Below are 14,604 nucleotides of genomic sequence, written 5' to 3'. Positions count from 1 at the left end.
TGTTTGAAGGAAGAAAAAGCACCCAAAAAGATTAATAAGTGGATTGTATTCACTTCGATGCCTTTTCAAATGGCGGCGACGATCTATTTGTGTTATTTTGTAGGCGATTGGATCGATGTACGATTTGACTTCGAAGGTGGATGGTGGGCCAAAGGATTTACAATGTTGGGCGTGTTGGCGTCTTTGTATCAGTTTATTCGTCAGGCCAATAGAATTAGTAGGGGCGAATAGGGAGGTGAAGTGAAATCATGAGCCAATCTGTTAATCACAGAGCTGTCTATGAGCAGCATTATGAAGTTAAGGCTAATGAATAATTCCTTTGAATACAAACAAATGATGAATGAATAACTATATCAAGAATATTTTAATGTTGCTGGTGTTTGCAGTGACGGCTTTTTTTGCACATTACCTTATATTGAAGGGTATGGATCTGGGAGATTATTGGTCCCGTTCAGAGTACAGTTTGTTAGGCCTGTATACCTTTGGTGGGGTGGGGTCTTTGCTTGCTCTAGTATTGATTATGTTGACCAATTGGGCGATGCCTAAAAACTTAGGTTTTGTCTTTTTGGGTATCATGACTATCAAAGTTATTGCAGGATATATCTATGTCCGGAAGGGGCTGGGTGTCTTTGAAAACGATTTTATAGAGTATAACTTTTTATCTGTGTTTTTTCTCTTTTTATTTTTCGATGTTTTCGTCGCCTTTCAGGCTTTGAATCAGGAAGATAGCACTGTTGAAAAAAAATAACAAAAAGTTTCTATCAAATGGCATTATATGACAAATAAAGTTGTATTTTTGCCCAAAATTTTTCATTATTCATATAGTAGTCTAAAATGGTGAGTCTTAAGAGAGCAATTTTGCTTTTTACAGTAATCTTCTTTACAGTTAGTCCGTTCACAGTTCGAGCTCAGTCTTCTGAAATTTCTACGCCGGAGGAAATAACGGCTTATTCCCAACATCACGTCAAAGATGATTATTACTTCTCCTTGTTCAGTCATAAGGCATCAGGCAAACATTACGGTTTTGCTTTGCCGGTTATTTTGATTGATAATGGTTTGAAAGTATTCTCTTCTGCTGAATTCCATCATGGAGATGCGGTAGTAGAAAAAGACGGTCAATTTTACAAATTGTACCATGGAAAGATTTATAATACAGATGCTGCAGGTACCATCACTTATGATGAGAAACAGCACCCTACAAATGCTAAGCCTTGGGATTTTTCCATTACAAAAAATGTCGCTGGATTAATTATCGCTACGATATTAATGTTCTGGGCATTTTTGAGTTTAGCTAAAACGTACAAAAAAGGTGTCAATAACCTTCCTACAGGTATCGGTCGTATATTAGAGCCGTTGATTATCTACGTACGTGATGAAATGGCTCGTCCAAATATCGGTCACCGTTATAAAGAATTCATGCCTTATTTATTGTCGGTATTCTTTTTGATTTTCTTGTTAAACTTGATGGGACTTACACCTATTGGTTTTAACGTGACAGGAAATATCACCGTTACATTTGGTTTAGCTATTGTTACTTTCTTGATTACAAATATCAAAGCAAATAAAGCTTATTGGAAGCATATTTTTTGGATGCCGGGTGTTCCTGTTCCATTCAAAATTTTGTTAGCGCCTATCGAGTTACTGGGTATTTTCACAAAGCCTTTCTCGTTGATGCTTCGTTTGTTTGCAAATATGACAGCGGGTCACTTTGTGATCATGGGTTTTATCGCCGTCATCTATTTGTTCCAGAGTCAATTGACATTAGGTGGTAGTATCGGTATCTCGATGTTGCTTACACTAATCATCTTTGTTTTAAAGCTATTGGTTTCATTCCTTCAAGCCTTTATTTTTACAATGTTATCTTCATTGTTTATCGGTATGGCTGTAGAGGAGCACCCAGAGCATCATTAATCAGAATTTTTTGTTAAATTTTATAAAATAATTATTATGTACAACTTAATTGGAGCAGGTTTAATCGTAATCGGTGGAGGTTTAGGCTTAGGTAAAATCGGTGGTTCAGCTATGGAAGCTATCGCTCGTCAACCAGAAGCAGCTTCTAAAATTCAGACTGCGATGATCATCATTGGTGCATTAGTTGAAGGTTTGGCACTTGCTGCCCTAATCTTAGGTAAATAAGCCCAAGCTGACACAAAGTACAGGACATCATTTGCAACGGTTGGTTGCAAATGATGTTACTTAACAAAAAACAAGAACAACAAAACATTAAACATATATAATGGAAGCATTAATTCACGATTTTTCCTTCGGTTTATTTTTCTGGTTACTAATTGTATTGGTAATCGTCGTATTTTTATTGGGTAAATTTGCTTGGAAGCCTATCATCAGTGCATTAGATGAGCGTGAGCAAGGTATCACCGATGCTTTAGCTTCTGCAGAAAAGGCTAAATTGGAAATGGCACGCTTGACCAATGAGAATGAGCAATTATTAAAAGATGCTCGTGTGGAGCGTGATGCTATTCTTCAGGAAGCAAAAACATTGAAAGATAAGATTGTTGCTGAAGCAAAAGAGTCAGCACAGACAGAAGGAGCTAAGTTGATTGAAAACGCGAAGCGTGAAATTGAAGATCAGAAGTTAAAAGCTTTGGCAGAGGTTAAGAACCAAGTTTCTTCTTTGTCTTTAGATATCGCTCGCAAAGTATTGGCGAAAGAGTTTGAGGACCAAGGTAAACAAGAGGCATTAGTTTCTGACTTGTTGAAAGACGTTAAATTGAATTAATCGGGTTCTGCTTGATTGTAATTTTTAAATTTTTAAATTTTTAAACATGTCAGTATTCAAAGTTGCTTCTAGATATGCTAAATCTTTATTGGATTTGGCAAAAGAGCAAGGTCATGTAGAGGCGGTTAAAGCCGATATAGAGCAGATTGTTGCCGTAATAAAATCGAGTTCAGAATTGCAGGCTGTTTTAAATAATCCTATTATTAAAACAGATAAGAAAGAGAAAATTTTAGTGGCTCTTTTCAACGGTAAAGTAAGACCTGAGATCATGACTTTCTTTGGGATTATGATCCGCAAAGGACGTGGTGAATTGATTTATGCTACAGCATTAGAATTCATCCGCGAGTACAACGAGTTGAATGGTATTGTTAAAGCAGAAGTACTTTCTGCGTCTGCATTGTCGGAGGCCAATATCCAAGCGTTGAAAACTGCCATTGGTCAACAGATCAATGCGGAGGTTATCTTAGTCAATAAAGTAGATCCTACATTAATCGGTGGATTTGTGGTTAAGGTAGGCGACAGACAAGTTGATGCGACCATCGCTGGCAAATTAAATAAACTAGAAAGACATTTCGTAACGCAAGGTGTTTAATCCTTGCACGAAATCGATAAAGTAATAGATTCTAAAACCCCTTATACGAAGTTAAAATGATAGAGGTAAGACCAGATGAAGTTTCGGCAATTCTAAGAGAGCAATTGTCAGGCTTTAAGTCAGAAGCCGAATTAGAAGAAGTAGGTACCGTACTACAAGTAGGTGACGGTATTGCTCGTGTTTACGGCTTAACAAAAGTTCAATCCGGAGAGTTAGTTGAGTTTGCTAATGGATTACAAGGTATTGTAATGAACTTAGAAGAAGACAACGTGGGTGTCGTACTTTTAGGCCCATCAGACGAAATTAAAGAAGGAGATACAATCAAACGTACCAACCGTATCGCATCTATTAAAGTAGGTGAAGGTATGTTGGGTCGTGTCGTAAACACATTGGGACAACCTATCGATGGTAAAGGACCAATTCAAGGCGAGACTTATGAAATGCCTATCGAGCGTAAAGCTCCAGGGGTACTTTTCCGTCAGCCGGTTACTGAGCCTTTACAAACAGGTATCAAAGCTATCGATGCGATGATTCCAGTGGGTCGTGGCCAGCGTGAGTTGGTAATCGGTGACCGTCAGACTGGTAAGACTGCGGTTTGTATCGATACGATCATCAACCAAAAGGAATTTTATGATGCAGGTCAACCTGTATTCTGTATATATGTTGCTGTAGGACAGAAAAACTCTACAGTAGCGAATATCGTACGCGTATTGGAAGAAAAAGGTGCTATGGCTTACACTGTAGTTGTTGCAGCTTCTGCTGCAGAGCCTGCTCCTCTTCAATTCTACGCGCCAATGGCGGGTGCTGCTATCGGAGAGTTCTTCCGCGATACAGGTCGTCCAGCATTGATCGTGTATGATGACTTGTCAAAACAAGCGGTAGCTTACCGTGAGGTTTCATTGTTGTTAAAGCGTCCTCCTGGACGTGAGGCTTACCCTGGAGACGTATTCTACCTTCACTCTCGTTTATTAGAGCGTGCCGCTAAAATCAACTCTTCAGACGAAATTGCTCGAGAAATGAACGATTTGCCTGAGTCTATCAAACATTTGGTAAAAGGTGGCGGTTCATTAACAGCACTTCCTATCATTGAGACACAAGCAGGAGACGTATCAGCTTATATCCCTACCAACGTAATTTCAATTACAGATGGTCAGATTTTCTTGGAGTCTAACTTATTCAACGCCGGTATCCGTCCTGCGATCAACGTAGGTATCTCGGTATCACGTGTAGGTGGTAACGCGCAGATCAAATCGATGAAGAAAGTTGCAGGTACTTTGAAATTAGACCAAGCACAGTACCGTGAGTTAGAAGCTTTCGCTAAATTTGGTTCAGATTTAGATGCAGCGACTAAAGCCGTATTGGACAAAGGTGTACGTAACGTTCAGATCTTGAAACAAGGACAGTTCTCTCCAGTTTCTGTAGAGAAACAAGTTGCTATTATCTATGTAGGTACAAAAGGATTGTTGCGTAGCGTCCCTGTAGATAAAGTAAGACAGTTTGAAGAAGAATACTTAACACAATTAGAACAACGTCATCCAGAAGTATTGTCTGCACTAAAAGCAGGTAAATTCTCTGATGAGTTGACAGATGTGTTAGAAACAGTAGCTAAAGAATTAGCTTCAAAATATTAATAAGTAAAAGGTATTTAGTATTTAGTACTTAGATTTCTAAGTCTAAATACTAATTACTAAATACTTACTACTTAAATTGGAATATGGCAAATTTAAAAGAAGTAAGAAACCGGATTACGTCGGTTACATCCACGCAACAGATTACCAAAGCGATGAAGATGGTATCTGCTGCGAAATTAAAACGTGCGACAAATGCAATTGTGCAGTTGCGTCCTTATGCCAATAAATTAAGAGATATTCTAGCTCAAGTATCCAGTTCTGTAGAAGGTAATGATTCTCCGTACACACAAGACCGTGTTCCTACTAAGGTATTGGTTGTTGTAGTTACCTCTAATAGAGGTTTGGCCGGAGCTTTTAATGCGAATGTTATTAAGGCAACGAATAATCTTATCTTCAGTAAATATGCGGAGCAGCATGCCCGTGGCAACCTGAGTATTGTTGCTATTGGTAAGCGTGGGCACGATTTTTTCACTAAGCGTGGTTTTAATGTCATTGGTAATCACAACGAGCTTTTCAACGATCTTAATTTTGAAAATGTTTCTAAGGTTACGGAGTACATTATGGACGAGTTTAAGGAAGGTAATATAGATCGTGTAGAAGTGGTTTATAATCAATTCCAAAATGCTGCGGTTCAAGTATTGACTTCGGAGCAGATTTTACCTTTGGTACCAGAAGAAAAAGGAGAGAACGTAGTAGAACTTGACTATATCATCGAACCATCAAAGGAAAAGATCATTGAAGAATTGATTCCTAAGGCGATCAAAATTCAAATGTATAAAGCTGTTTTAGATTCTAACGCTTCAGAACACGGAGCACGTATGACAGCGATGGATAAGGCGACAGAAAATGCTGGAGATTTATTGAAAGCTTTGAAATTGTCTTACAACCAGGCTCGTCAAGCGGCAATTACGACAGAGTTGACCGAGATTGTATCCGGTGCAGCAGCATTGTCAAACGGTTAATAAGAAAACAAACTAAGCATAAAAAAAGGCGTTGAAATTTTTCAACGCCTTTTTTTATGCTTAGTTTATAGCTAATAGTCGATGGCTGATAGCTATTTGCCATCAGCCATTAGGCTATTATTAAAACGCTCTTTCTTCTAAGTGTTTTTCTAAGTCCATATAGTCAACACCCTTAGACCACCAGCTTGGAGCTTCTTTTCCTTTTAAATAGTAATCAAAGTATTCCATCATACGCACTGCGTAATCTTTCTTATTGACCTCTTTCACCAATCCATGGTTTTCACCATTGTAGGTAAGCATTACGACTGGTTTGTTAAGACGTCTTAGACCGTTGTAGTACTCGACTCCTTGTGTATAGTCCACCGCACCATCTTTATCATTGTGCATAATGATCAGTGGCGTATTTACCTTCTTGATATGGAATATAGGAGAGTTACGTGTGTAGGCTTCCCAATTGTCCCAGTATCCGCTGGTAAGACGACCCTGGCTCGATTCGAAGATCGCTTGGTTCGAAGATCCCGAGTTCCAATAGATCAATGAATACATAGAGATCATATTCGTCAATGGAGCTCCTGCTACTGCTGCTTTAAAGATATTCGTCTGCGTGATCAAGAATGCCGTTTGGTAACCACCCCATGAGTGTCCATGTATAGCTACATTTTTCTCATCGACGATTCCCGTAGCGATTGCTGCTTTTACAGCTGGGATTACACATGCCACAGCAGACATACCTGGATCATTCAATTTGTATTTGATATCCGGCATTAGTACCGCGTAGCCATTGCTGTTGTACATCGCTCTATTGAATCCACCACCAGGGTATCCCGGTTGCGCGTAGGTGTTTTTATCGTCTGTAAGTCGCTCGTAGATATAGGTGATCGTCGGATAAGACTTTCCTTCTACATAGTCTGCAGGAAGATAAAGAGTAGCCTGTAGCGTATCGCCGTGGTCACTCACATAAGTAATCAGTTTAGAACCTGCCGATAGGGCATATTTATCATTATTACTTCTGTTCTTAGTCAGTTGGTTCTCCGTTTTAAGGAACTTGTCTTGACTTACAAAGTATTCTGGTGCTTGATTACTGCTCTCCATGATGTAGAAGAACGTATTACTATTTTTAACTTTGTTGATCGAGCTCATGTTCATATCATCGAGCTTTAGGATTTGCATTTTGTTCTGACCGGCAGGTAGATATGCGATTCCCTTTTGCTTAGTCTCCTGACTGAGTACCGTAAAGTACTGATCCTTTTTCAAGTCGATGTTTTCGTCATCTTCATAGAGTCTACTAGCTCCAACCGTAGTTAGTTTTTTCCCTTTCCAGTCATTTGTCAATGTAGTTGCCGATTTACCATCAGCAGATACCTTCCATAGATCAAAGTTGTCCTTCAATAAGACATATTTTCCATCTGCTGTCCATCCAAAGTTGCCGGTTGCGACTTTAGAAACATTATGGTCATCGTAGATGTCAATAAAAGAAGCCGCAATATTTTCGGTTATATTCTTTTGTTGTAATGTATTTACATTTAGCGTGTAGTAGTTTCCGTCGTTATAGTACAGAAGGAAGTCACTGTTTGGCGAGAACGAAAAGCCACGCGATGCATTCATGTACAATTTCTTGACCGCTAGTTTTTTAGTACCAGTCTTTACATCTACGATATATAGATCACCATATCCCTGTCCATCCAGGTTGGCCTCGTATTCATATGGACTGAAATCCAATCCGTATCCGATTGTTTGGTTTGGCGCTAGAGCGATAGATTTTATAGCGCTATCCGCTAGAGATACAAATTTGTTGGAAGCGACATTCCAAGCACTCATGATCATGAAATTCTTGTCTCTTTGCAATTGCGTGCGCTGTGCCGATTGCAAACGCTTGTCTTGCCAGTTCCAGATAATCATGTCTGGTTTTTCGAGATCTTTTTTGTTGACTTGAGGTTTCGTAGGCGCAGCTTTAGCTAGCTTTGTTTTTGTGGAATCCGTTGAAACACTATCTTTTATCGCTAGTTTCGTGTTCGTGGAATCTTTACCCAGCTCATCAATCTTCTTCTCCGTACTCTTAGGCTCTTCCGTTTTTTCAAGTTTTGCAATACCAAAGAATACCGTGCTTAAGTCTTTACTCCACGACGCTCCGGTATGTTGACTGATACCGTAGCCTGCCATAATTTGATTTTCATCTAGGCCCGAATAGGTAAATACCTCCGCTTGCTGCCCTTTTATGTTTTTAACACCGATCAACGAATATACCGGAGTTTTGTATTTTTTATCTTTTTTAGATTTCAGGAGCGCAAATGCGGTGCCTTCTTTATTCCAACTGATTTTAGAAAAATTGGCATCATCATTTTGTAGTGCACTTGTCAGTCCTGTTGTCATATCCATCAAGAATATACCGTTACCATTTTTGTTATTGGCATCGATGGTATAAGCAAGGTACTGACCGGACTTGTTGAATTTGTAGTCGCTGACATTACCCAGGTTAAAGCTTTTCTTGGTCAAGAGGTTGTACAAGACTAAATCTGCTCCACGGCCTGCATCTTCACCTCTCGGGGCGCCGGGGCCAGCAGGCATACCTTCAAAGCGGATAGCAACCCATTTGTTGTCATCGTTAGAAAAGTTAAAACTTTGTACTTTGTCAAAACTCAACGATGCGGTGTCTTTTAAAGCAACGATTTTAAGCTTTTTACTGCTTGGCTTTTTCGCTTTTTCATTCGCTTTTATTTCTTTAAAATTTGGTGATTCAAAGAAACCGATATATTGGCTGTTATTAGAGAAAGCGATAGGCGTGCTTTGACCGCCTATTTTGTAGTTATAGTTTAAGGTATCTTTGGTGCTTTTCAGCGTAAGGGTCAGATCTCCCTCAGAAGGTCCTGCTACATAAGCAAACCACTTACCGTCTTCAGAAGGCTGTGCTCCGTTCATTCGGATATAGTGCCACGACGGGATCTCTTGCCATGTTAATGGCTTTTTACCTTCTTGCGCCTGGGGGATAAACCACGACAGTTGACACGCCAAGAATAATAAAGTTCTTTTGTTCATTAAAAAATAAGTTAAGTATATCAGCCTCTAAATTATTGATTTTAAAGAGTTGTTTTGGTAGGAATATGGATTGTATGGAATATTTTACGATTTGTCATCCGACAGTTGTAAGATGCAAAGGAGAATAATGGGCTTACAAAGGCATTTAATCCCAAGACGTCCAAACCTATAGCATCACGATAATGACCCATAGCAAAGAAAGGGTGTGCGAAGGGTTGTCTTTTATTAAGGTGCGTAGATGTTTCAGTGCATGGGTAATCTGATTTTCTACAGTACGCTTGGATATTCCAAATTTAGCAGCGATTTCATCATTGGATAGATGGTCTATCCGACTTAACCAGAATATCTCACGGCACCGTTGTGGCAAAGGTTTTAGAGACTCGCGGAGGTTAATTTCAAAATCAATATAGCTTAGCTTTTCATCTGCGGTATTTAGTGTTTCTTCCTTTTCGACAGTTTCATAACTTTCTATATATTCTATGGGCGATAGTTTTTGAGCTTTAAGAACTTTGAAGATATGATATCGCGCAGTGACGTGGATATAATCTGCAAAGCTTTCTATCTTAAGGTGTTTTCTCCTTCGCCATAATACGACAAAAACATCATGAACGATTGTTTCAGCCGAATCAGCATGCTTTAAATAATATTCAGCCGTTTTAAAAAGCTTATGCCAGTATCGGTTGTAGAGTACAGCAAAAGCTTTCGAATCATCCTGCTCTACAGCATGCCATAATTCTTGATCGGTTACTTTGCTTTTGTACATGGGGCTACGGTGTCATTGGCTCGGTTGCTAAATTAATAAAAATCTGTCGATTTACTATTCAAATAAGTCACGGTAACGATTTTTCGATTTTTTAAAAAAAAATAATATTTCTATGTGTGTTGACGGCTGGAGATACCCTCTTTAATATTATAGACGTAACCTAAATTATAATGACACCTGAAGAATACATAGATCTGTATCAAAAATATATCGCTGGAGAATCTACCGAGGATGAAAGGAACGCGCTCTTTGCCTATAAAGATAGCTTTCAGATGCAAGATTCTACCTCGTTGGCGGATCAAAAGAAACTAAGGGGAAAGATTTATAAAAATATCCTTCATACGCTGTCCAGTACACGGACAGTAACACGGATACCTTGGTGGGGTAGATATGCGGCCACTGTAGCTTTAATACTATCAATAGGAATATACTTCTACGTACGTGATACAGACAAAGGACAACCTGTAGCTGTCTTACAAGGCAAATCCGAATCGATGACACCAGGTTTAATCGATTCGAGCACAGTGACCCTCACGTTGTCCAATGGTGCGGCGGTAGCGTTGGATGGTGCTGACAATGGACTCCTTTCTGCAAATGGGGTTACGGGGATAAAAAAACTAAATCAGAATGAGATCCAATATGATGAATCTAAAAATATTGCATTTGGGGTCCCTGCTACGAATAAGCTTTATGTCCCTAAAGGAGGGCAATATAGACTGACACTTGCGGATGGGACCAAAGTGTGGCTGAATGCCAATTCAACACTTAGCTATCCCTTAACATTCAAAGGGTTGAATAGAACTGTAGAACTTTCTGGCGAGGCTTATTTTGAAGTAGCTAAAAATGAGAAAATGCCTTTTGTGGTCACAACGAAATCTGCAACAGTACAAGTGTTAGGAACACATTTCAATATTTCGGCTTATAGTGATGATAATGTTGAAAAGACAACGCTTACTGAAGGCCTTGTAAAAGTACTTCGTAATGATAAAGAGCTGATACTAAGTCCAGGCGAACAGAGTGTCGTACGTCATGGGCAATCTGATATTCTCCTCAAAAAGGTAGACATTCGTCAGGCTTTAGCCTGGAAAGATGGTCTTTTTGTTTTCAAGGATAATACATTGGACGAGGTTATGAAGCAGATAGCACGATGGTATGATATGGAGGTGGAATATAGGGGAACCCCAAAAGAGAATCTGATCGGCGGACTTTATTCAAAATCAAAGGGGCTTGATGAATTGCTAAAAGGTCTTGAACTGACCGGCGTCTATAAATTTAAGATAGAGGGAAGGAGGATAATTGTTATGGACTAAGTATGGACATAATAGTTTCCTGAAAAGAAGTCCCGAAAACGTTTGCACCGTCTTCGGGAATAAAAATCAGGACTAATTAAAGATCATCTTGTATAATCAGTTATAAATTAAACCTAACATTCAAATGTATAAAAAAAGTACTGCATTTCGCTGCAGGAGGTATACCCATTTTCATATTAAAATATTTCGTTTTATGAGATTACTGACCATTATGGTGATGGCGGCTGTTATGCATGTTAATGCAGGCATTATGGCTCAAGGTATTGATCTTCAATACAAAAATGTGAGCTTAGAAGAAGCCTTCATCCAATTGCAAAAGCGTAGTGGCTATGACTTTCTTTATAGTGCACAATTGCTTAAAAAGGCAAACCCAGTCACTATCGCTGTCAAGAATGCCAGCATCACTGATATAATGGACCAGTTGATGGCCAACCAGCCCTTGACATACGTCATTAATCGAAAAACGATATCGATCAAGTCGAAGCCTCAGCAGTCTACCATAGCTATAACCGGTAAAGTGACTGATGAGAAAAACGAGCCGTTGACTGGAGTCACTGTTCAGATAAAGGGGAAATCAAACAGTGTGGTTACCAATAGTCGAGGGCTTTATGAGGTTAAAGTGGAAGGACAGAATGCCGTTCTGGTCTTTAGTTATTTGGGCTATACATTGCAAGAGAAACCTGTGGGAGCCAATAAAATAATCAACGTACAGCTTGTTCAGGAGTCTTCTAAGCTCAACGAGGTGGTGGTCATCGGTTATGGCGAACAAAGCCGCCGCGATCTGACAGGGGCAGTAGGCGAAGTGCCTCCTGAAGCTATGTTGCAAGCTCCTGTAATCTCTTTTACAGAAGCACTGGCAGGGCGAGTTGCCGGTGTCTCTGTATCAGCTATTGATGGGCAACCGGGAGGAGATCCTAATATTGTCATTAGGGGAACCAACTCCATAACACAAAGTAATGCTCCACTGTATGTTATCGATGGCTTTCCAATTGAAGATTTCAATGCGGCATCCCTTAACATGGAAGATATCAAAACCTTCAACGTGTTGAAAGATGCGTCGGCAACAGCCATTTATGGATCAAGAGGTGCCAACGGTGTTATTGTTATAGAGACAAAGAAAGGCTTGGAAGGGAAACCTGTCATTGAGTTTGGTACTTCAATAGGTATGGCAAATGTGACTAAGAAAATGGAAATGATGGATTCCTATGACTTTGTTAAATATCAGTTGGACCTTAATCCCACTGCAGCGACAAGTTCCTATTTAAGGGAGAAAACACTAGAAGACTATCGTAGTATCAAAGGCATCGACTGGCAAGACCAGATTTTTAAGAGGTCTCTTATCCAAAGTTATAGCCTTGCTGTCCGAGGAGGAAACAAGGATACAAAATACGCAATCTCGGGATCTGTTTTTAAGCAACCAGGTGTAGTCCTGAGCACAGGTGCCGATAGATACCAATTACGCGTTAATATCGATCAGAATTTAAGTAAGAAGATACAGCTTACACTAAACAGTAACCTGGCTTATAACCGTAATTATGGTTCGCTAATAGCAGCAGGCGATGGAGGTACTACCTCTTCCTTTCTTCTCTTCCGTACCTGGGGCTTCAGACCCATAACAGGCAACGGGCTAAATCTGTTAGATGAGGTGAGCGATCCTGAAAATATTTCAGGGGCGGATGTCCGTCTTAATCCATACATAACAAGTAAGAATGATTATACGCGCCGTAATACACCTTCAGTGATTACTAATCTAGGCTTAAAGTATAACCTCATGCGTGGGTTACAATTGAAAGCAATGGGAACCGTAAAATATACCCAGGAGAAGCAACATGTTTTCTTTAATTCGATGACAACACAGGGATCTCCTTTGAATCCAAATAACAGTTATGGAGTCAATGGTTCTGTTCGTAATTCAGACTCTTTTACATGGGATGGGCAGATAACGTTAAATTATAACCGTAATCTAAGTGGGGGACATAAGTTAGGATTTATGGGAGGAGGCTCTTTGCAGCAACGTATGTTTGAGCAGTATGGGTATACTGGTTTTAATCTTTTGTATGAACAATTGGTTATGTCAGGATTGGATACAGGCGATTTGAACAATGCATTAGCATTACAGACTGATCATAGTTTAGCATCCTTTTTTGGCCGTTTCAACTATGGTTACAAATCAAAATATCTTGCCACTGTAACCTTCCGCGCGGATGGCTCTTCGAAGTTTCCCAACCATAGGTGGGGATATTTTCCATCGGCAGCACTCGCATGGAATATACATGAAGAAGACTTTTTAAAGGATGTGGATGCGATTACTTCTTTCAAATTGAGAGGAAGCTATGGAGCCACAGGTAATAACAGAGTAGATGATTTTGCTGCCTATTCTCAGATGTCTGTTGCCGTGCCACGCGAAAATCCTTCTTATTCCTTTAATAATGGTGCACCTGGTCGGGGATTAGTGTCCACAGTATTAGGTAATAACTTTTTGAAATGGGAAACAACATGGCAGACAGATATTGGGTTTGATATTTCGGCTTTTAATGACCGAGTAGGTTTAACGGTAGATTATTACAAAAAAGATACCCGCGATCTGTTATTGCAAGCAGAGGCTCCCAGAACTATGGGATTCCCGTCCATTATGAAAAACGTAGGTCGGGTGCAAAATAGTGGTATTGAAGTCACGCTTAATACGATCAATATAAAAAAGAAAGACTTCGATTGGAATACCAGCTTTAATATCACATTCAATAAAAATAAAGTTGTTGAATTAGTCGATGGGACCAAAAACATGTTTACCAATGTTAGTTTTTTTGCAGACTACAATGCGACCAACCTATACGTAGCTACCATTGGTAAACCGATCGGCTTATTTTATGGGTATGTATTCGATGGGGTATACCAATACAGTGATTTCGAAAATACAGCACCCGGCGTATATGTGTTAAAGGCAGATGTGCCGAGTAACGCATCACAGGCGGACCGGATCAATATTCAACCAGGAGACATTAAATATAGAGACCTAAATGGCGATGGGGTTGTCAATGACAACGACGTAACAATTATTGGTAATGGTACCCCTATACATGTGGGCGGTATCAACAATAGTTTTAGGTACAAGAACATTGATCTTAGTTTTTTGATGCAATGGTCTTATGGTGGCGATGTGTATAACGCAAATAGACTTTTGTTTGATGGCAACGCGATTGGCGGGAAGGATTTGAACCAGTATGCGAGTTATAGCCAACGATGGACTCCAGAAAACAACTCCAATACCTATTATCGGGCAGGAGGTCAGGGACCGGGAGGCCGGCACTCGTCGCGCGTCATCGAAGATGGCTCCTATATCCGTCTTAAAACAGTTTCATTGGGGTATAATCTGTCCAAAAATCTGACCGATAAGTTAGGAATAAGCAGTTTACGTCTTAATGTTTCTGCCCAGAATCTACTGACGTGGACCAAATATTCCGGGATGGATCCAGAGGTTTCAACAAGAGGGAAGAATCCGCTTACACCAGGCTTTGATTATTCAGCTTATCCAATAGCAAGAACCATTGTTTTTGGATTGAATCTTAATCTTTAATA

The 14,604-nt window shown here is 39.7% G+C and carries 12 protein-coding genes; 10 read left to right on the top strand and 2 right to left on the bottom strand.

Annotated features, from left to right (window positions below):
- Nucleotides 1–3: 3 nt before the first annotated feature.
- The 8 genes from JKG64_RS14380 to atpG all read left to right on the top strand — a co-directional run bounded on the left by JKG64_RS14380 (nucleotide 4) and on the right by atpG (nucleotide 5,922).
- Nucleotides 4–231, top strand: coding sequence for an AtpZ/AtpI family protein (locus JKG64_RS14380; protein ID WP_210355018.1), 228 nt, complete (start codon nucleotides 4–6; stop codon nucleotides 229–231).
- A gap of 109 nt (nucleotides 232–340) precedes the next feature.
- Nucleotides 341–748 carry a hypothetical protein gene (locus JKG64_RS14375; RefSeq protein ID WP_210355017.1) on the top strand — a complete coding sequence of 136 codons (408 nt, stop codon included), beginning with the start codon at nucleotides 341–343 and terminating at the stop codon, nucleotides 746–748.
- 86 nt (nucleotides 749–834) lie between these two features.
- Nucleotides 835–1,911, top strand: a complete 1,077-nt coding sequence (atpB, locus tag JKG64_RS14370) for a F0F1 ATP synthase subunit A (RefSeq protein WP_133582617.1) — start codon at nucleotides 835–837, stop codon at nucleotides 1,909–1,911.
- A 36-nt stretch (nucleotides 1,912–1,947) separates the two neighbouring features.
- Nucleotides 1,948–2,136, top strand: coding sequence for an ATP synthase F0 subunit C (gene atpE / locus JKG64_RS14365; protein ID WP_079645055.1), 189 nt, complete (start codon nucleotides 1,948–1,950; stop codon nucleotides 2,134–2,136).
- A gap of 100 nt (nucleotides 2,137–2,236) precedes the next feature.
- Nucleotides 2,237–2,737, top strand: a complete 501-nt coding sequence (locus JKG64_RS14360; protein WP_210355016.1) for a F0F1 ATP synthase subunit B — start codon at nucleotides 2,237–2,239, stop codon at nucleotides 2,735–2,737.
- Between the two features lie 46 nt (nucleotides 2,738–2,783).
- On the top strand, nucleotides 2,784–3,329 hold the full coding sequence (gene atpH, locus JKG64_RS14355) for an ATP synthase F1 subunit delta (RefSeq protein ID WP_021069050.1): 546 nt from the start codon (nucleotides 2,784–2,786) through the stop codon (nucleotides 3,327–3,329).
- Between the two features lie 56 nt (nucleotides 3,330–3,385).
- Complete coding sequence (gene atpA, locus JKG64_RS14350) at nucleotides 3,386–4,960, top strand: F0F1 ATP synthase subunit alpha (RefSeq protein WP_133582614.1); 1,575 nt, start codon at nucleotides 3,386–3,388, stop codon at nucleotides 4,958–4,960.
- 83 nt (nucleotides 4,961–5,043) lie between these two features.
- On the top strand, nucleotides 5,044–5,922 hold the full coding sequence (gene atpG / locus JKG64_RS14345) for an ATP synthase F1 subunit gamma (RefSeq protein WP_210355015.1): 879 nt from the start codon (nucleotides 5,044–5,046) through the stop codon (nucleotides 5,920–5,922).
- A 120-nt stretch (nucleotides 5,923–6,042) separates the two neighbouring features.
- On the opposite strand, the gene JKG64_RS14340 is transcribed toward atpG, so the two are convergent.
- The gene (locus tag JKG64_RS14340; RefSeq protein ID WP_210355014.1) at nucleotides 6,043–8,955 is read right to left on the bottom strand and encodes an alpha/beta hydrolase family protein; all 2,913 of its coding nucleotides are present in this window, start codon (nucleotides 8,953–8,955) and stop codon (nucleotides 6,043–6,045) included.
- Nucleotides 8,956–9,121: 166 nt separating this feature from the next.
- Nucleotides 9,122–9,718, bottom strand: coding sequence for an RNA polymerase sigma factor (locus JKG64_RS14335; protein ID WP_021069054.1), 597 nt, complete (start codon nucleotides 9,716–9,718; stop codon nucleotides 9,122–9,124).
- Nucleotides 9,719–9,888: 170 nt separating this feature from the next.
- Here JKG64_RS14335 and JKG64_RS14330 point away from each other — a divergent pair, with 170 nt between their 5' ends.
- Together JKG64_RS14330 and JKG64_RS14325 are read left to right on the top strand one after the other, a co-directional pair.
- Entirely contained in the window at nucleotides 9,889–11,028 is a 1,140-nt protein-coding gene (locus tag JKG64_RS14330; RefSeq protein ID WP_210355013.1) for a FecR family protein, read from the top strand.
- 193 nt (nucleotides 11,029–11,221) lie between these two features.
- On the top strand, nucleotides 11,222–14,602 hold the full coding sequence (locus JKG64_RS14325; RefSeq protein ID WP_210355012.1) for a TonB-dependent receptor: 3,381 nt from the start codon (nucleotides 11,222–11,224) through the stop codon (nucleotides 14,600–14,602).
- Nucleotides 14,603–14,604: the final 2 nt, after the last annotated feature.

The organism is Sphingobacterium tabacisoli, assembly GCF_017908035.1.
GTDB lineage: Bacteria > Bacteroidota > Bacteroidia > Sphingobacteriales > Sphingobacteriaceae > Sphingobacterium > Sphingobacterium tabacisoli.
The sequence above is the reverse complement of the archived record's forward strand: the minus strand, read 5'-3'. Positions and strand labels throughout refer to the sequence as shown.